14 protein-coding genes, 1 tRNA gene and 1 pseudogene are annotated in these 18,949 nt (G+C 58.2%); 7 read left to right on the plus strand and 9 right to left on the minus strand.

Going from position 1 to position 18,949, the window contains the following annotated elements; all coding sequences use genetic code 11:
• Window positions 1-6 precede the first annotated feature (6 nt).
• The 5 genes from OHL13_RS11845 to OHL13_RS11865 form a co-directional block, all read right to left on the minus strand.
• Window positions 7-1,176: a PepSY-associated TM helix domain-containing protein gene (locus OHL13_RS11845; protein WP_263410333.1), complete on the minus strand. Its 1,170-nt coding sequence runs from the start codon at window positions 1,174-1,176 to the stop codon at window positions 7-9.
• Window positions 1,173-3,488, minus strand: a complete 2,316-nt coding sequence (locus tag OHL13_RS11850) for a TonB-dependent receptor (RefSeq protein ID WP_263410334.1) — start codon at window positions 3,486-3,488, stop codon at window positions 1,173-1,175. Before OHL13_RS11850 ends, OHL13_RS11845 begins: the two co-directional genes overlap by 4 nt.
• Before the next feature lie 389 nt (window positions 3,489-3,877).
• On the minus strand, window positions 3,878-5,611 hold the full coding sequence (locus tag OHL13_RS11855) for a TolC family protein (protein WP_263410335.1): 1,734 nt from the start codon (window positions 5,609-5,611) through the stop codon (window positions 3,878-3,880).
• Window positions 5,608-8,769 (minus strand): efflux RND transporter permease subunit, encoded by a 3,162-nt coding sequence (locus OHL13_RS11860; protein WP_263410336.1) that lies wholly within the window; start codon window positions 8,767-8,769, stop codon window positions 5,608-5,610. The genes OHL13_RS11855 and OHL13_RS11860 overlap by 4 nt, the downstream gene beginning before the upstream one ends.
• Before the next feature lie 12 nt (window positions 8,770-8,781).
• Window positions 8,782-10,053, minus strand: a complete 1,272-nt coding sequence (locus OHL13_RS11865) for an efflux RND transporter periplasmic adaptor subunit (protein ID WP_263410337.1) — start codon at window positions 10,051-10,053, stop codon at window positions 8,782-8,784.
• A 147-nt stretch (window positions 10,054-10,200) separates the two neighbouring features.
• Between OHL13_RS11865 and OHL13_RS11870 the strand changes: the two genes are divergently transcribed.
• From OHL13_RS11870 to OHL13_RS11880, 3 genes are all read left to right on the plus strand, one after another.
• Window positions 10,201-10,821 (plus strand): TetR family transcriptional regulator, encoded by a 621-nt coding sequence (locus OHL13_RS11870; RefSeq protein ID WP_263410338.1) that lies wholly within the window; start codon window positions 10,201-10,203, stop codon window positions 10,819-10,821.
• Window positions 10,822-11,084: 263 nt separating this feature from the next.
• Window positions 11,085-11,831, plus strand: coding sequence for a Crp/Fnr family transcriptional regulator (locus OHL13_RS11875; protein ID WP_263410339.1), 747 nt, complete (start codon window positions 11,085-11,087; stop codon window positions 11,829-11,831).
• A 106-nt stretch (window positions 11,832-11,937) separates the two neighbouring features.
• Window positions 11,938-12,591, plus strand: a complete 654-nt coding sequence (locus OHL13_RS11880) for a response regulator (protein ID WP_263410340.1) — start codon at window positions 11,938-11,940, stop codon at window positions 12,589-12,591.
• A 14-nt stretch (window positions 12,592-12,605) separates the two neighbouring features.
• Here OHL13_RS11880 and OHL13_RS11885 read toward each other — a convergent pair whose 3' ends face one another.
• Both OHL13_RS11885 and OHL13_RS11890 read right to left on the minus strand, forming a co-directional pair.
• Complete coding sequence (locus tag OHL13_RS11885) at window positions 12,606-13,598, minus strand: zinc-dependent alcohol dehydrogenase family protein (RefSeq protein ID WP_263410341.1); 993 nt, start codon at window positions 13,596-13,598, stop codon at window positions 12,606-12,608.
• 275 nt (window positions 13,599-13,873) lie between these two features.
• Window positions 13,874-14,200, minus strand: a pseudogene (locus OHL13_RS11890) (transposase); the annotation flags it as partial.
• 324 nt (window positions 14,201-14,524) lie between these two features.
• Here OHL13_RS11890 and OHL13_RS11895 point away from each other — a divergent pair.
• The gene (locus OHL13_RS11895) at window positions 14,525-14,800 is read left to right on the plus strand and encodes a hypothetical protein (RefSeq protein ID WP_263410342.1); all 276 of its coding nucleotides are present in this window, start codon (window positions 14,525-14,527) and stop codon (window positions 14,798-14,800) included.
• A 136-nt stretch (window positions 14,801-14,936) separates the two neighbouring features.
• On the opposite strand, the gene OHL13_RS11900 is transcribed toward OHL13_RS11895, so the two are convergent.
• Together OHL13_RS11900 and OHL13_RS11905 are read right to left on the minus strand one after the other, a co-directional pair.
• Window positions 14,937-15,012: transfer RNA gene (locus tag OHL13_RS11900), tRNA-Ala, on the minus strand.
• 133 nt (window positions 15,013-15,145) lie between these two features.
• On the minus strand, window positions 15,146-15,448 hold the full coding sequence (locus OHL13_RS11905; RefSeq protein ID WP_263410343.1) for a hypothetical protein: 303 nt from the start codon (window positions 15,446-15,448) through the stop codon (window positions 15,146-15,148).
• Between the two features lie 276 nt (window positions 15,449-15,724).
• Here OHL13_RS11905 and OHL13_RS11910 point away from each other — a divergent pair, with 276 nt between their 5' ends.
• The 3 genes from OHL13_RS11910 (at window position 15,725) to OHL13_RS11920 (ending at window position 18,919) form a co-directional block, all read left to right on the plus strand.
• Window positions 15,725-16,408, plus strand: coding sequence for an RNA polymerase sigma factor (locus OHL13_RS11910; protein WP_263410344.1), 684 nt, complete (start codon window positions 15,725-15,727; stop codon window positions 16,406-16,408).
• Window positions 16,405-17,085, plus strand: a complete 681-nt coding sequence (locus OHL13_RS11915; RefSeq protein ID WP_263410345.1) for an anti-sigma factor — start codon at window positions 16,405-16,407, stop codon at window positions 17,083-17,085. The genes OHL13_RS11910 and OHL13_RS11915 overlap by 4 nt, the downstream gene beginning before the upstream one ends.
• Before the next feature lie 61 nt (window positions 17,086-17,146).
• Window positions 17,147-18,919 (plus strand): tetratricopeptide repeat protein, encoded by a 1,773-nt coding sequence (locus tag OHL13_RS11920; RefSeq protein ID WP_263410346.1) that lies wholly within the window; start codon window positions 17,147-17,149, stop codon window positions 18,917-18,919.
• Window positions 18,920-18,949: the final 30 nt, after the last annotated feature.

Genomic DNA, 18,949 nt, shown 5'->3' on the forward strand with positions numbered 1-18,949 from the left:
GAAACACTATCGGGCTGCCTGCAACTCCTGCACAGGCGCCTTCTTGTGTGCGGCGGCCTTACGTTTGCGCCAGTTGCGAAAGCGGTTCAGGGATAAAGCAAAGCCCGTCCAAACCAGCGCCAGCAGGGCGATCATCGAGAGTGCGGCAATCGTCTTGCCTATTACACCGAACAGCTCTCCCGTATGCAGATACCGTGCATTCAAACGCCACCGGCGTGCGCGGGTGTTGTCCGTGTACCGATCAATCTTCCCAACCTCTCCACTCTTGCGTTTCACCTGGACGCGAACGCGCTCCCACGGCTTGCCGCCCTTTCCTTCTTCCACTGTGAAGGCAATGTTCTTATCCGCTGATGTGGGAATACGCATCTCGACGCTCTTCCACAAGGGATCGACCTGCTGGGCAGTGACCATCGCGGCATTCAGCAACCCATACTGCTTCACTGCAAGCGGCTCGGCCTCGCGTACCTCACCACGCTCCTGCCGCGGCGGCAGAACCTCTCCCGCGGCGCGGTACAACAAGGCATTCGCCCACGGATAGGCCAGCACCGCACCGGAGGCGGCAATGCACAGCAGCGGCACCACAAACCAGATGCCCGCAACGTTGTGCCAGCTCCAGTTGAAGGCGCGCCCCTTCGCCTTCCATCGTGGCACCAGCCCGGGGCGCGTGTGCTGCCAGGTAAACTTACGCGGCAGCCAGATCACCAGGCCACTCACCATCAGGAAAACGAAGCCAACATTCGCTGCGTTCTTAATTTGGCGCAGCGTCTGATGGCGCACCCCCTGCAGTGTCACCGCCTGGTGAGCATCGCGTACCTCCCAGAAGAAGAGACGAAGACTACTCCCCGTAGCGGAAAGCAGCGCACCCGTGCAGGGGTGCAGAAGCACCGTCCTCTCGTGGCCAAACGCAACCTCCGCCGGCCGCGCGCGATCGGCAAAGGTAATCAGCGATGTCGCCCTGCGCCGTGCGACAGTCTCCGCCGTCACCAGCATCTCGGAGGGCGCAGCGCATCCTGTTGTGGCAGCCGCCTGCGGCAAACGGTAGCCTCGTTCCGCGTAACCAATTACTTCATTCTGAAAGCTGAGCAGCAGACCAGTCACGGCCAGAAATGCCACCACCAAACCCACACCGATACCCACCGTAAGGTGGCACCAAAAGAAGATCTTACGAAGGCTCATTGCCGCTCTCCGGAACGAAGCAATTGGACTGAGAAAACAAGATTGCGCGGCGCGCCGGGGTAAACGGCAAAGCGCCCGCCAGATCCTGTGAAGTAACGCCGGTCCAGCACATTGTTGGCATTTACAGCAAAGCGGTAGCTCCACGCGCCACGCTGCGCGAACTCATACGAAGCGCCCATGTCGAAACGGGCATACCCCGGCAGCAGAAAATACGTATTCGGAGCGGCCTGCGTGCGCAGCTGGCCCTGCGACCTGCTCGCGCCAAATACACCTGCACCCCACGAACTGCGCCGCGCCCAGGCTATCTTCGGCTGGTATTGCAGCCACACATTGCCCGTATGCCGGGGTGCTGCAATCAGTCCCGTACCCACCACGTACACGGTGTCCTTCGACACTATTGCCTGGTTGAAGGCATAGCCATTGATCAGGTTCCATCCTCCCGCAACGCGAGTCGTCTGGTTCCACTCAATACCGCGACTCCGCTGCGCTCCCACCTGGATCTGGTATGCCGTGTTGTTCGGGTCCGTGGTCAGCACATTCTGCTTGTCAATCTGGTAGATCGACACCGTCCCCGAACTCCGATGACCAAAGGCGTCATACTTCATACCAGCTTCCAGCAGCTTGCCGCGCTCCGGCGAAAACGGGTTGCCACCGGCATCCAGCCCCGACTGCGGCTGGAATGAACGGCTCCAGGTTGCATAGAAAGCCAGCGAATCCACCGGGCGATAGCTCAATCCCAGCCGTGGCGACCACGCAGTATTTCTTCCCGACGAGCTGACCGTCGACAGGTAGCCCACCGTCTTCATCTTTGCAATGTCATACCGTATGCCCGCCGTGAAGGTCAGCTTGCGGCTCAGGCGGATCTGGTCCTGCACATAGCCGCCGCCAAAGCCGTTGCGCGACTGGTCAACCCGGTTCAACACCAGGGCGCGTACCGGTAGCGCGGCATAGTTCGGGTTGTAGATATTCAGGTTCTGCCGCGCGGCATTGGCGGAGGTAGGCCGCAGCGTCTTCGTGTCGAAGATCTCGTAGTTCAGCTCCGCTCCCGCCAGCAACGTATGCTCCAGCCATCCGCTCCGCACACGGCCCGTCACCTCGTTGATCCAGTAATGCGACTGGAAGTACTGGTCCGACGTAATGTCATTCAAACGCACGCTCACGCCGTCTGCGTTCAGCGAGTTTGCAATGCGAGCGTTGTACAGCGCATATCCAGTCGATGACCGCTCATAGCTGCGGAAGGTAAACCCGTGCCTCAGCGCCTGGTCTACGCTCACACCGGCCTTCCCTTCCCGGAACGGATACTGCAACGCAGGGTCCGCCAGGTAACGTGAGATTGGCAGATTCGCAGGGCGGGTCCCCAGCGCGATCAAGCCGCGATCGCTCATGCCCGATCCGCCAAGAAACTCCGAGTAAAAACGAACGCTGGTCGACTTCGTTGGAGTCCACGTCAGCGTAGGTGACAGGAACAAACGATGCTGCACATTGAAGTCCCGGAAGCTCTTGCTGTCCTGTCCGGAACCAATCATGCGGCCCAGCAGCCTTCCACTGCGCGTCAGCGGACCTGTAATATCCACTGTCGGCCGCAGAAACTGGAACGATCCCCCCTGCATCTGCACGCTCATCTGCGGCGCAGGCAGCGGCTGCCTGGTTACAAGGTTCACAACACCCGAAGGATCAAGCCTGCCGAAGACCGTTGACGAAGGCCCCTTGAGAATCTCAACACGCTCCACGTTCGACATCTCCGCATACGTGCGTGTGCTTTGCCCGTCGTTGCGGAAGCCGTCTTTGAACAGGATGCCGCTGGTATAGCCGCGCATCACGATGTTCTCGTTGCGCCCACCCGAATCGTTCGCAAACGATACTCCGCTTACATTGCGCGTTGCATCCGTCAACCGCACCACTTGCTGATCGCGCAGCACCGCCTGTGGCACCACGTACACCGCCTGCGGAATCTCCATGATTGAAGTATTGGTATGCGTCCCCAGGTCAGAGTCCGACGACACATAGCCTTCCGCGCCTGCATGCACTTCTACCTGTGTCTTGTCCGAGACCACCTGCAACGGGAAGTCCACCTGCAGATCGTTGCCGGCAGCCACATTCAATCCGCGGCTCACCTCGCCAAATCCTGCCGCATGAATCTGCACCGTCCACTCTCCAGGAGCAACGCGCAGGCTGTAGTGTCCCGCCTTGTCCGTCGCAGCAGAAACATGCTCCGTTCCGCATCCCAACTCGACCGGGGCTCCCGCAACGGCCGCGCCCGATGGATCGGTCACCTCTCCATACACCAGCACCGGAGCCCGCCCATGGTCCACATGGCACTCCTGCGCTCCAGCACAAATGGATGCGCCGCAAATTAAACCAGCAGACAACAATGCGTTCGCGCACACGGGTGCGCCGCGCCAGCAACGTGGCAACATCAGGATTTCGCCTTTCAGAAAAACAGACAGGCGTGCCCTATTTTGTTACAGGGGAGACATGCGCCAGCCTCGGGGTTGTCAGTTTCCAAAAGCTTTTGCGAGCACTCTGCCAGAGACGATCGCAAGGCTTTTCGCCCTTGATCAGGGCCTGAAACCAATATACGACAAATTTTGTCCTAGATCACTCCGAGCGCAATTAATTAACACGATGCACGCATTCTCACGCGACTCGTCCACAAAACAGTCTCATCGAGAGATGCAACGAACCCATCGTATGCACCAGCTCATGGAACCCGCGGAACCGTCGTTTCAATCTCGATATTCTGCCGCTTCAGCGTGTTCGCCGTGGCACGGTCAAAGTCTGCCTCGGCTTCTCCGCTGTCCGCTGTCGCTCGAATCTCTCGAAGCCTTGCGTTGATCAACTCGTTTTGCCGTTGCAGCACCAGGAACACGGAGGATGTCCCAGCCTTGAACTGACGCTGCTCGCTGGCAAACTGATCTTCTGCCAATTGGCGTGCCCGTTGTGCCGCGGACAGGAGCATCCGTGAGTTCGCCAATTGTTGCAGACTGTTCCGCACATCACTTTCAACGGTCATCTCAAGCTGTTGCTGCTGCGTCATGGTCTGCCGCTTGTTGGCCTCCGCAATACCAGCCTGGGCCCGCGCTGTTCGATTGCGAATAGGAATGGAAACCTGCAGACCGACCTTCACGGTTGGAAACGATCCCGCACGAAGGTTGGAAAGCGACTGGCCATATCCGCCATTGAACACTGCGGGCACCGAGCTGCTTCCTGAGCCCGTGCCTCCCAGCGACAAAGGGGGTAGTCCGGCTGTCGCGGAAAGAACATTGATGCGATCGATGAAGGGGCTGAACAACGAACCGAACGGATCCGCGGCTTGCGAAGCAACCTGTCCCGCAAGTCCCTGGCTGCCAAGCTGGGCCGTCAAATTGATCTGCGGCCGCGCCTGTTCCCGCGCAAGCCGGGCATCCAACTCACTCACCTGGATACCGAGCAAACCTGCCGCAAGATCCGGCCTCTCCGCAAGCGCCTGGTGCAATGCCTCCTGCAGCTCTGGTAACACACGCGAACGATCCACCTCAACCGAGGTACGAAGCGCAGCACTCCACAGCGGATCCGTTCGATCTGGCAACATCAGCGCCTTCAGCGTGTTCTCCGCCCGTGTAAGCTGCTGCAGCGCATTGAAGACATTCTGCTGGTACGTAGAAATCTGCGTCTGCGTCTGGATCACATCGACCGGGGCCTGCATGCCTTGTTCCACCTGCCGGCGATTGCTGGCATCCTGCTGCTCTGCCAGGTGCACGGCTTCAATCTGCACATCCAGGTTGCGGCGAGCGTAGTCCAGCTCCCAGTAAGCGCGAATCGCCTGCGTCGTAATCTCAATCAGCTTCTGCCGGAACTGCTCCTGCGTCTGCCCAATATTCTTGCGTGCAACAGCCAGCCGTTCCCTGTTCTGGTCAAAGCGCAATCCTCCCCAAAGCGGCTGTACAAGATTCAATGTGGCCGACGTGGGATACGTTGGGTTCAGCGTGTTGTACGTACTGCTGCTCTGCTGTTTCGAAGACGCAAAGTCCAGTTTGTAGGTCGTTCCAAACCAGGGAGAGTTCCCACTGATCTGAGGATCGGCATACAGCTCTTTCTGCGAAAGCTTTCCGTTGGTGGCTCCGCCCAGTGATGACGAAACCGGAGAAACTGTCCGCAGCTTGTAAGCGCTGCCGCCAAACACCGGGTCAAAGTATCCCTTGGCCGCGCGCAGGCCCAGCGTCGCTTTCTGCCGCGAAATCCGCGAAACCTCGACATCGCGGTTGTTCTCCAGCACAGCACGAATCGCATCGGGTAAGGCAAGGTCCACCTCCTGCGTAATGCCAATACGGGCTGGCACCTGCAATGGCGCCGGTGGCGGCACCGCAGGAGCAGACGGAACGGAGGCAATCCCCACGGAGGTTTGCGTCACAGCCGACAGAGGAAGGAAAAATACAAGACAGGCCAGAATCTTCACGCCGCTGGTTCCTCCACGGGATTGTGAGCTGGTTTGCGGCGCAGACGATTCGCCATCGATCGCACCGCCATCGCCGGCTTGCGCCAGACGGGATGATTGCTGATGTCCTCGAACACGGAATAGAACACTGGCACTGCCAGCAGCGTCAGCAGCAGGCACAGCGCTTGCCCGCCAACAACCAGCACACCAATTGAACGGTTCGTCGCCGCTCCGGTACCGCTGGATAGAACCAGCGGAAGCATACCCGCCACCAGCGCGAGCGTCGTCATCAGAATGGGACGAAGCCGGTCCATGTTCGCCTGGATAATTGCTTCATAACGAGGCATGCCGGCAGCACGCAGCCCATTCGTATGGTCGATCTGTAGAATGGCGTTCTTCTTGACGATACCGAAGAGCAACAACAGGCCCAACGCCGAAAAGATATTGACCGTCTGCCCGGTAAGCAGCAGCGACAAAATGCCGAAAGGCACTGCCAACGGAAGCGTCAGCAGGATCGTCACCGGATGGATAAACGATTCAAACTGCGCCGCAAGAACGATGTACATAAAGATAAAAGTCAACGCGAACGCGAGCAGGAAGTAGTAGCCGGTTCGTCCAAGCTCCTTTGACGTTCCCGCCAGCCCGGTCTCATAGCCTGCCTCAAGGTGCATCTCAGCCACTGCTTTCTGGATAGCCGCCAGAACGTCAGACTGCGAGTGCCCGGGCAGCACATTGCAACTGACGGTGACCTGCCTCTGGCGCGCGATACGGTTGATGGAGGACGGCCCCGTGGAAGACTGCGTTGAGACCACCTCATCCAGGCCAACGGGCCCAAGCTGCCGCGTCGAAAACACGGTGATCTTCTTCAGCTCTTCGATTCTGCTGCGGAATTGTTCTGAGGCTCTTACCCGCACATCGTATTGGTCATCCCCCGCATTGAATGTGGAGGCCACTTCACCGGCGATCAAGGTATTCAGAGCCTGTTCAATATTGTTGACCGACACACCAAGATCCGCCGCCCGCGCACGATCAATCTCAAGTCGAACTTCCGGCTTGCCGCTGCGCAGCGTCGTATCGGCATCGGTCACGCCTGGAATCTTCTTCATCCGTGCAAGCAGCTCATCAGAATACTGCGACAGCTTCGCCAGATCCGGTCCTTGAATGTAGTACTGCACCTGGGCATTGCTTGCGCCTCCACCAACGCTGCTCACCAGTTCAACGCTGGTATGCAGGTTGCTCGGAAAGGTCGTCAGCAGCTTGCGGGTCTTCTGCATCACATCGGTTTGCGTGTCCTTGCGTTCTGACACGTCCACCAGCTTTACAAAGATCGAGGCGCTGTTCACGGCCTTGTCGCTGCCGCCACCGGCAGTGGTCAACGTCGCACTTACGCCAGGCAGCTTGCGAATCGCCTGCGAGATCGCCTCCAGCTCCTGCGCGGTCGAAGCAAGCGACGTCCCCTCCGGAGTGCGCACCAGCACGTTGAACTGTGACTGATCATCCGCCGGAGTAAAGTCTTTGCCAACCAGCATGAACAGAGGAATAAGGCTGAGCACGGTGCATCCGCACAGAATCAGGACCGCCCGTCGATGGCCCATCGACCACTGCAGCATCTTCATATACTGCCCGCTGATCGTCCGGAAAAGACGCGAGTCCTTCGAACTGTGTTCCGCGCCCGTCTGCTCCGTGGCACTGTGCTCTGCTCGCGGCTTGATGAAGCGCGAGCACAACATAGGCGTGAGCGTGAACGAGACCAGCAGCGAGACGGCGATCGCGAACGCCGACGTGAACCCAAAGGAACTCATAAACCGCCCGACGATGCCTCCCATGAATCCCACGGGAAGGAAAACTGCCAGCAACGACAACGTCGTCGCCATCACGGCCAGGCCAATCTCGCGCGTTCCTTCAATGGCCGCCTCAAACGGGCTCATTCCTTTCTCTTCAATAAACCGGTAGATATTCTCCAGCACAATGATGGCGTCATCAATCACGATGCCAACCATCAGCGTGAGAGCCAGCATTGTGATCTGGTTCAGCGTGAATCCCATCGCAGCCATCAGCGCGAAGGTCGCAATAATCGATGTTGGAATTGCAATAGCCGCGATCAGAGTCGTGCGCCAGTTTGCCAGGAACAGGTAGATGATGAGGCAGGCAAAGAAACTGCCTTCGATCAGGTGGTGTTTAATTGACTCGATCGCCGCTTCAATAAAGATGGACTGGTCCGCCACAACCTGAACCTTCACATCCTTCGGCAGCGTATCTTTCAATTCGGCCAGACGCGCCTTGATTTCGTTCGCGGTCGCAACAGAGTTCTCTCCCGATTGCTTCGAAATCACCAGCGTGATCGCGGGGACACCATTCAGCCGTGTCGCTGTCCGCGGCTCTTCATAGCTGTCTTCGGCAATACCAATGTCGCTGACCTTGACGACATAGCCCTTGCGTGTGGCAATCGCAATCTCATTGAACTGCTGAGCATTCACCAGCTTGCCCATCGTTCGAATGGTGAACTCCCGCGTACCTCCGTTCAACGATCCGCCCGGCAACTCGAGGTTCTGTTGCCGCACCGCATTCACCACATCTGTAATGGTCAGCTGATACGCATGCAGGCGATCGGGATCAACATCCACATGAATCTCCCGCTTGGCGCCGCCAAGCAACTGCACCTGCCCAACGCCCTTCGCATTCTCAAGCTTTTGCCGGATGAGCTTATCTGCAATCAGTGTCAGGTCTCGCAACGAGCGCGGCGCCGAAACCGCCAACTGCATGACAGGCGTCGCATCCGGATCAAACTTCTGCACCACCGGAGACTTAGCATTCTGCGGCAGATCATTGCGGATGAGGTTGATCTTGTTCTGCACCTCCTGCGCCGCTACGTCACCGTTCTTCGACAGATCGAACGTGATGATGACCTGCGATTGTCCCTCAGATGAGTTCGAACGCAACTCATCAACACCACTCAGAGTATTGACTGAGTCCTCAATCTTCTTGCTGATCTCCGTTTCAATCTCTTCAGGAGAAGCTCCCGGATCGGCCACAATCACAGCGACCGTCGGGACATCCACCTTCGGCAACAGATCAACGCCGAGACTGAAGTAACAAAACGCTCCCACCACCACCAGCGATAGAATCAACATGGTGGCAAACACCGGGCGGCGTACGCACAATCTTGCTAAAGCATGCATGGGTTAGCTCCGTTACCGCTTGGCTCGCGCGTCAACAACGGCGCCGTCATAAAGCTCCGATTGCTTGTTAAGGGCAACCATCTCACCGGGAGCGACCCCCGAAAGCAGGCGGACCGTTACGTTATCCGCATCGCCCACCACAACAATGCGAAGGTGCGCCTTCCCTCCATCCAGCACATACACCTGGTTCGAATCCGTTGTCCTGTCGCGCACGACCGCGGATCTTGGTACGAAAACAGCGTTCTCCTGTCCCGGCAGAACAACCTTCGCAGTAGCGAACATGCCCGGCCTTAACGCTCCATCCTGGTTGTTGAAGTGGGCCTCGAGAATGAACGCCCGCGAGTCAGGATTCACCGCGGGATTCACAGCCGAGGTCACTCCCTGGAAATCGCGATTCGGATACGCCGCAACCCGCGCGGTTACAGGCATCCCAACCTTCAGCCCCGCTGCACTCTTCTCCGGTGTCTGCAGCTGCAGCTTCAGCAAATCAACTCTCACCACCGTCGCCACCGTGTTGGTCGTTGCGACATACTCGCCCACAGAAACTGGACGTGCGCTCACATAGCCATCAAACGGTGCGCGAATCGTCGTATCCGCCAGCGCTTTTTCCGCCTGGGCAACCTGCGCTCGCACTGCATCCAGCGATGCCTGCGAAGACGAAACCGCCTGGTAACTCTGCCGCGCCGTGTTGACAGCGCCTTCATACTGCTGCCGCGCCGCGTTGGCTTTCGCACTGGCCGTATCCGCCTGCGTCCGCGCTTTTTCATACACGCTTTGCGATACATCGCCGGAGGTAACCAGGTTCGCATAGCGCTTCGCATCCGCGGATGCAAGCCGCGCCTCGGCCTCCGCCGACTCGAAGTTGGCGCGCGCGCCAGCAACCTCAGGCACCTTGGCCGGATCGAAAGCCCCCGCTCCCAATCCAATGCGCGACTGCGCCTGACGAACTCCTGCCGTCGCCTCTTCCAGCTGCGCTTTCATCTGTGCCAGCTTCAGCTCCGCGTCGCGATGATCCAGCTCACAAAGCACCTGGCCGGCTTTGACAAACGCTCCAATCGACACTGGCGTCTTCAGAACACGTCCCGCCACCGGAGGAGCGACATTGGACGCCTCTTCCGCCAGAAAAGAACCTGTCTCCGAAAGCGATACCGGCACCATCCGGCTCTCCGCTCTCGCAGTGTCCACAACGACTGCCTGCGCCGTCAGCGTATCGCCCTCCTGTGTTTTCTTGCGGGAGCAGCTTGCGAACAGCAGGGCTGAACCGATGCACAGAACAGCAGTCATCTTTGTCTTCATTCGTCTCTCGATCTCGTAATCCATACAATCGGGTGTTTGCAAAATCAGACTAATGGCACACAGTGCCATTGTCTACACATATTGCCATTTTTTACATCTTGCGACATCTTTGCCACAAAGGTTTAGACTGGTCTTATGCCCAGAGCTCGCCTCCAGCAGCCCAAGGAATCCATCCACCTGAAGAAGCAGGAGTTTGTGCGCCACGAGATCTGGGTGGCGGCCATGGACAGGTTTTCCGCGGTGGGGTTTGATGAAACAACGGTCGACCAGATCGCAACGGCGGCCAATGTTTCGCGCCGTACCTTCTTCCGCTATTTCTCTTCGAAAGAAGATGTCATGGCTGCGGCGATGAAGGGCTATGGAGCCTCGCTGGTCTGCGCCCTGCAGGATCAGCCAAAAGAACTGACACCTCTCAAAGCAGCCCAGGCCGTCGTCAGGCATGTCGCCAGGCTGGCGGCAGGTTCTCCCTATGCCGAGCGGCTGTTGAAGATTGCGATGGAAAGTGACGACGCCCGGAAGGCGCAGATTCTCGAATTCCCGCGCATCGAAGATGAACTAGGCAAAGCCTTTGCCCGCAGAGGAGGCCACCCGGAGGATCACCTTCCCTCCCATCTCCTCGCCCGCGTCACCCTCTCCGTAACGCAATTGAGCGTCACGCGATGGCTGCAGAAGCAACGTGGTCCCATTGAGAACGTCGTCGATCAGGCGTTTTCCTCTTTGACCCAGGCCTTCTGCCCGGATGCAAAACAACGCTGACCACAGGACTTCTGACTGACCACAGTCTCCTAATGCTTAGAAACTTCAAAGGCTGTGTGGAGAACACCAGGGACCCTTTGCTTCTTTGTCTTTCAGTGAAGGGTGATGAGCTATTTTGACCAGTATGTCGCTCGGCACGGTGCCATATTGATAGGAGGTCCCTTCTTTTCCGTAGCTGGCTGCTTGACTTATGGTGAAAGGGCGACAGGCTGGCTTTCGGAAAGCCTTCGTTTCATGTAGATTTCACGAACAAAGGAAGAGCTATGAAAACCGCAGGTAATTCGAGTTTCTCGAGTGCGGATTTCTTAAAGACCGAAGGCCCGGGTCGCAAGCTGCTCCAGCTCAAAGCCGGCGGGGTCTTTTTTTCACAGGGAAGCGCACCCTCCTTCGTCCTTTATCTTCTGACAGGCAGAGCAAAGCTTACCGTTGTCTCAAAGCGAGGCAAGGAGGCTACGATCACTCTGCTCAGTGTGGGAGATTTCATTGGCGAGGAGTCCGTATCCGGCGATGCTGGCCCGCGTATGGCCACTGCTTCGGCAATCACGCCCTGCACTGCCATGCAGATAAACCGGGAGGAGATGGTTCGTGTGCTTCACGATGAGCCGGATTTCTCCGAACTGTTTGTTCGTTTTCTTCTCGCTCGTGGCATGCGAACGCAGGCTGACCTGGTGGACCAATTGTTCAACTCCAGTGAGAAGCGGCTCGCCCGCACCCTGTTGCTGATGGCTTCCTTCGGCAAGCCTGGTGAGCCCGTTACCCTCATTCCCGCCATCACACAGGAATCGCTCGCGGACATGATTGGGACCACACGCTCCCGCGTCAGCTACTTCATGAATCGTTTTCGCAAGCTTGGGTACATCGACTACAACGGCCGGATCCACGTACACAAGTCCTTGCTGAATGTTGTCCTCCACGATCAATTCAGTGGCCACAATTCGCAACGGCCGCCGGTGAGCATCTCCAAGCGCGCAAAGAAAGCTCCTTCCACAACAGCCAAAGCCAGCAAATAGTGCTGTACTGATTTCTTTCTTCCGCGGTCTGAATGGAACAGATTATTTTTTCTGACCATGGCAACCTATATTCACTCAGCAAAATCTGTGATGGAGGAAATGCATCATGCCGAATCTTTTGAATCTGCTCATCGTCGAAGATGAAGTTGAAACGCGGTTCCTGCTTTCGCAAATACTCGCCACGCGAGGCTACAAGGTCCGCACCGCTGAGGATGGCTTTCAGGCTCTCGGGATGATGCGATCCTCGCTTCCAGACATTCTGCTGTCTGACCTCAATATGCCTGGCATGTCTGGCTTTGAACTGCTGTCCGTGGTGCGACGCCTTTACCCGGAGATTCGTGTGGTTGCAACGAGCGGTGCCTACACCGGAACGCAGGTACCTATGGGGATCGCCGCAGACGCCTTCTACGAAAAAGCTTCGGGACTCACACCGTTGTTTGAACTGCTGGAGAAGGTCGCAGACGCCAAGTCCGACTCAATCTTCTCAAAACGTCTGCCCACAACTCTATGGGTTGATCTCGAACCCGAGGCAGCCTCTGACTCCAACCACGTCCTGATTAATTGCCCCCAGTGCATGCGCGCTTTCCGTCAGACCATTGAAGAAGTGAACTCCGACGTCCGCACCACCAACTGCCGCTACTGCGGCGGCCAGGTTCCCTACGCCATTGCATTGGCGATCCAGCCACCGCTAAAGTTCGGAATCGATAAGAGCAGGCCAGTTATGTCTTCAGAAGCTCTAAGCTCTCAAGTGTCTCGATAAAAGCCCTCTCTCCTTCATGGAGCAATCACGGCTGAACCGTCCTCACTCTCATTTCTGACAGCAAGCAGCGCCTCATTCGCTCGATCAAGCGGGAACACGGAAACGCGTGGTTGTATGTTGAGCTTCTGCGCAAGTTCCAGGAAGTCGCGTGCATCCGCTCGCGTCATGTTTGCGACACTGCGTATCTGGCGTTCTCCCCACAACAGCTTGTCGTAATCAAAAGAAGGTATCTGGTCAAGGTGAATTGCGTTGATCGCTACCACACCACCTTTTCGCAGGCTGGATAGCGCATCGACAACGACTTTACCGCTTGGAGCGAATGTTACGGCCCTGTCCAGTGGAACAGGAACCCTGGCATCTTCGTCGCCCACCCATGTCGCTCCCAGCGTGTGTGCGGTAGCCCTGTGGTTCTCTCCACGCGTAACGACATAGACCTCACATCCCCAGGATTGCAGAACTGGCATCGAAAGCCTTGCGGAACTTCCAAAACCAAAAAGCCCTATGCGCTCGCCTGGCTTCACACCCGCTACCCTCAGGCTTCGAAAACCGATAATACCTGCACAGAGTAGAGGCGCAACATGCATCGCATCCAGGCCGTCCGGCAATGGATGGGTAAAGTCCTCCCGAACAAGAACGTACTCAGCATATCCTCCGTTGACAGAGTACCCGGTAAACACAGGCTGATCGCACAGGTTCTCCATGCCATGCCGGCAATAGAAGCAATCCCCGTCGGCGCCCCCCATCCATGACACGCCTACACGTGTTCCCAACGGTAAGTTCGCACTGGCGCCTTTAATAACTTCTCCCACAATCTGGTGGCCAGGAATAAGCCGAGGGAGGATCGCCTGCAAATCACCTTCAACAATATGAAGATCGGTCCGACAAACCCCACACGCAAGCACCCGCAACAACACGTATCCCGCGCTTACCTCGGGACATGGAACATCCTCAATGCGAAGGTAGCGCGGCGCGCTACTCATTCCGGGATCAAAGATCGCCGCTTTCATCACAAGTCACCTCTTCAACATACGGATCAGCCTTGCTAAAACATCCAGCATTGTCCTTATCAACATATCGTCTCCTTAGGCTGGCGTCTTCCTGAGTTCTTCCGCGAAAGTGTTCTCTTTTTTAGAGACTCTTTCATCACTCCCTCCCTACACTCAAACAACAGTGCTCGATTTGGAGGACGCGAGCCTCAACCGAGTAGAGTGCGGTACGTCCTCTGGGAGAGTATTGTCCTTAATAGTCACCATCATGAACGCGAGGCCGGGGCGGGTGAAGGCTTGTGTTGTGCATGAACTGCAGCGATCCGTCGTCGCTCAGGGCTCAGAAGTTTCCCGAGGCGAAGTCCTTCAACACGAGGGTTATCCAGACTCAGGTTCGCCACCAGACGCTTCAGCTTGGCGTTCTCCTGCTCCAGTTCCTTCAGCCGCTTCGCCTGGTCCACCTGCAGACCGGCATACTCCTTACGCCAGCGGAAGTACGTCTGCTTCACGATCCCCGCTTCCTTCGATGCCTGCGCCGTCGTCTTGCCGTTCGCCACCGCTACTTCGATCTGCCGCAACAGATTCACAACCTGCTCAGGCTGGTACTTCTTGCCCCGTCCCATAGGCTCGCCTTGTCCAGTTCTCTCTTATCCACTGGCACAGTTCAAGCCGGGCACTCCAAGGTGTCAATAAGGTTCCGCACGGTATCCGGAGTCCAATAAGTTTCTAGGCACCTCTAAGAATCCGGTTACCTTGTGGTGACCATCCACCCAAGAGACATCGATAAAAACTGGGGTGGAATCGAGAAGAAATATTGGACCTAAAGCAGAGCAATCACTCACGCTCAAGACTGATCGATTCGCGAGGTGATTCATGGAATAACCGTTCGATGCTGGTGTTTCCGCCGAACCTTCAGGACCGACTCAGATTCCAAGTGGGATCTGGGCTTGCCCAAGCTCAATTTCCAGGTCATCCGCCGAACCATCGCGACACTGGCTCAGAAGAAGGGCACGGTCAAAGATGTCCAGGGAGTCATGCGGCATAGCCACGTCGCGACAACGACCGACATCTACATGCAGGAGATTGCGGAGGGGGTACGCGCAACCGTCGACTCCATCCACGACGAACTCAACGGCACGATGAAGAAACTGGCCGGCAAGGTGCGACGGGCCGACCGACTCGGCAGCGTCCGCGCTGGTGAACTAGCGCGGCGAAATTGTTAGACATTGACTCGAAGCGAGACGCTTCAGAAGGGAGATCAGCGATGACTGGCATGGTTTCGCAACGAAGCAAATTGAAATTTGCTACCAAGTTGCTACCAAACTGTTTTGGGGGTGTCCGCTATGTTGTTGAATTGATTGGTGGACCTGACCGGGATCGAACCGGTGACCTCTTCCATGCCATGGAAGCGCGCTCCCAGCTGCGCCACAGGCCCACTCCTCGGAAGGACTTTTTTATTTTCTCGTGATTCCGCGGCTAAGTCAAACCAAGAGCTTGTGAGAAACGCAGAAGGGCTGAACGGACCGATCAAGACACCTCAATCCATACAGCCCCTTCCAGTGGCCTGCTTATCTCCAGCGGCCATCCATCCATACATAGCCACGCGGACGGCGCACCCAGTGTCCGGGCACCCACACAGCACGCGGACGCGGTGGAGCAATATAGGCGCCCGGAACCCAGACATACCGCTGTCCATCCCAGCGGTGATACCCGCCCTGCCAAACCCAGTCCGGATGCCCCATCGGGCGCACCGGCACAACCTCGCGCGGGGGACGCGGCGGACCGATACGGACATATACCTGCGCCTCTGCCGCCGCCGTCGATACGGCCAGCGCGGCGCCAAAGACTGCGAGCATCAGTTTCCTGTTCATCCTTATTCTCCTCTGGGCTCTTTACCGCCCGACTGTCAGGCTTAGATCGAGGTTTTCCAGGAAAGTCGTGGTCTGCCCGCTGCAAAATTCTTTAAATAAAGTTGCGCTAACGGGAACATTTCAGGCAACTTCCGGTGTCTGTATACGCAGAGTGAGCGAGCACTCGGGCCGCCGGCGGCGCAGTTTCGCACCATTCCCCGGGAACAGGGCGATTTGCCTTCAATTTCCCGGACGTCGTACCTTAGAGGACACCCCCCGATGCAAGTTGGATCAACAATGGGAAACCTGGTAAGTGCGATTGGAATTCGGGCCGAGGATGCGGCATTGGTCGCTGAGCTGAAGGCCGGCTCAGAGGAGGCCTTCGCGCAGCTCATTGGGCAGTACTCTCAGCCCATCTACTCGGTCATTGCCCGCAGCTTGCAGGACCCCGCCGACGCCGCCGACATCACCCAGGACGTTTTCATCAAGGTCTTCCGCAACATCGGCAGCTTCCACGGCGACTCTTCCCTGCGTACATGGATTTACCGCATCGCCCTGCACGAGGCCAGCAACCAGCGCCGCTGGTGGAAGCGCCACAAGAAGCAGGAAATTACCATCGACGGAGAGTTTGAGTCCGACGATCCAGGCGACAGCTTCTATCTGAAAGACACCCTCGCCTCACAGGATGACTCTCCCTTCGACCTTGCCATCCAGAGCGAGACGCGCGTCCGCGTCGAAGCCGCCCTGCAGCAGGTGCCGGAGGCCTTCCGCACCGTGCTCATCCTGCGCGAGATCGAAGGCTTTGCCTATGACGAGATCGCAGAGATCCTCGACATCAACATGGGCACCGTCAAAAGCCGCCTGATGCGCGGTCGCGCCGCCATGCGGCAGATTCTGCAATCCCGCGAAGCTCTCGAATCCCAGCTCCGCACAGAAGCATCCAAACGAGCAATGGACAAAAGGATGGAGGCTGCGCGATGAACCAGAGCTGTGACCATGTGCGCTCTCTCTTTTCGGACTATCTCGACGGCGCTCTCACCGGCCACGAAATGATGGACATCTCTTCCCACATGGAGAGCTGCTCCGACTGCGCCCAGGAATTTGCCTCCTGGCGCGTCATGCAGCAGAACCTCGCCATGATCGGCACAGCCAAGGCTCCGGAGAACCTGGGCCTGAAGCTCCGCCTTGCCATTTCCCGGGAGAAGGTCAAGGACGCCTTTACCTGGAAGGACCGCCTGGAACTTGTCTGGGCCAACTCCGTGCGTCCCTTTGCCATGCGCGCCACCGCCGGTCTGGCCTCGGCCACCGTCGTCGTTGGCGGCATGATGGGCATGCTCACGGCCTTCACCCCCACCGCCCAGTCCGTACTGGCGGATGATGACCTGGGAGCCTACACTCAGCCCCACTTCAAATACTCCGCAGCCAATGTGGACGCCATGGTGGTCGATACCGAAAACCCCGTGGTTGTGGAGGCCCTGCTGAACTCCCGCGGCCAGGTCTACGACTACAACGTCGTCTCCGGCACCCTATCGGCGGAGTCCCGCCGCAACCTGGAGCAGCGTCTGCTGGTCAGCGTCTACGAGCCAGCCAAGGTCTTCGGCACGCCGGTACGCAGCCGCGTCATTCTCACCTTCTCCGGCATTTCGGTCAGGGGCTAGCCCCCATCACAGCACCCCGCCTGCTGACGTAGACTATTCCGGTACGTCAGACAGAGAAGCCGTGTCCCTTACCCGTATCCCAGCTCGTATTGCCGCACTTGGATTGCTCTTCGCTCTGCCCCTCGCGGCCGCGGCGCAGGAGTCATCTTCCTCCAGCTCCTCTTCAGGCTCCAGGCAGGAAGCGCCCCAGCCGGCGCAGGCTGCCCCCCTCCGCCTCGGCGGTGTCGAGCGTGCCGGTTCCGGCATCCAGCTCGAGCCCAGTGAATCTCTCTTTGACATCGGCGTGGCTCTCAACGCCTGCGGGTACGACGCCGACCTCGATAACTCCGCCCCGGTCCGCCAGAAGATCCGCGAAGACCTCAACGCCGCCCTGCAGAACAGCGCCGAGGCTCGCGACGCGCGGGACAAGGTCTGCGCCTACATCGCCAGCCACAATCTGGGCGACTCCACACGCAACCTGTCGCAGTTCGTCTCGCTGGGGATCTACCTCAATCCTCCGCCGGACCTCTCTCCCATCGCCGAGCTGACCGACATGCCGCCGGACGCCACCCAGGTGGTTGAAATCCTGCCGCTGCTGCGCACCTTCGCCGAGACCGCACAGCTCCACCTCATCTGGGTCCAGCATCACACCGAGTACGAAGAGCTCATCGGCCGCATCCACGATCCGCTGACCAAAAACATCCTGGACGCCAACATCTACCTGCACCAGCCAGTCTCCAGCTACGACGGCCGCCGCTTCCTGGTCCTCATGGAGCCGCTCTTCGCTCCGGCCGCTGTCAACGCCCGCGTCTACGGCCTGGACTACGTCGTCGTCTTCTCGCCCAGCAAGTCGGCTGAAGTGCGCCTGGACGATGTGCGCCACATGTATCTCCACTACCTGGTGGAGCCAATGATCTACGCCCGCCCGCAGTCCATTGACCGCCTGGCGCCGATCCTCAAGACTGTGCAGGACGCTCCGCTCGAGTTCATCTACAAGAACGACATGGTCGCGCTCACCGCCGAGTGCATGATCAAGGCCATCGAAGCCCACATGATGGATGTCGGCTTCCCCAGGCCCAAGCGCCCAGCCCAGATCAGGCAGCGCAGCGAGATCGAGAAGTATGAGGCCGAACTGGCCGACTACGAACGCCGCGCCGAGGTCGTTCGTCAAGGCCTGGTCGACCGCGATATGCGTCTCGGCTATGTGCTCACCGACTATCTCTACGGCCGTCTCGCCCAGTTGGAGCACAGCAGCGAAGCCCTGAAGGACAACATCGGCGAAATCGTCTACGGCATGGATGTGCAGCACCAGGTCAGCATCGCCAAGAACATCCAGTTCTTCCCCCAGGGCACGCGCGAGTTCGTCGGACGCACTCCCGTCCGCCAGCCCAAGGGCCTTGATCTTGCCGAGATCAAGCTGATGAAGGGCGACCGCGCCGGAGCCGACGAGATGGCCCAGAAGGCGCTGCAGGTCAACCCGAACGACGCCCAGGCGCACTATCTGGTCGCCCGCATCGCGCTTCTTGACCGCGACCCCGACTCCGCCCTGGACGAGTTCCAGCAGGTGCTCAAGCTCTCCAAGGATCCGCGCACGCTCGCCTGGACGCACATTTATCTGGGCCGTATGTATGACACCCAGCGCGACCCCGACCGCAGCCGCGCCATCAGCGAGTACAAGGCCGCGCTCGCCGTTCGCGATGCACGTCCCGACACGAAGCTGGCTGCCGAAGATGGCCTGAAGAAGCCCTTCGCCGCTCCGAAACGCGAGCACTCCACCAGCGACGAAGAAGACAATAACGAACCCATTGACCCCACCGGCAAGAAAGAAAAAGACGCCTACCGGCCAAAGCAATAAGCCTTGCCGTTCGCTGTTGGATGAAACCCT

This window comes from Terriglobus tenax (assembly GCF_025685395.1).
Classification (GTDB): domain Bacteria; phylum Acidobacteriota; class Terriglobia; order Terriglobales; family Acidobacteriaceae; genus Terriglobus; species Terriglobus tenax.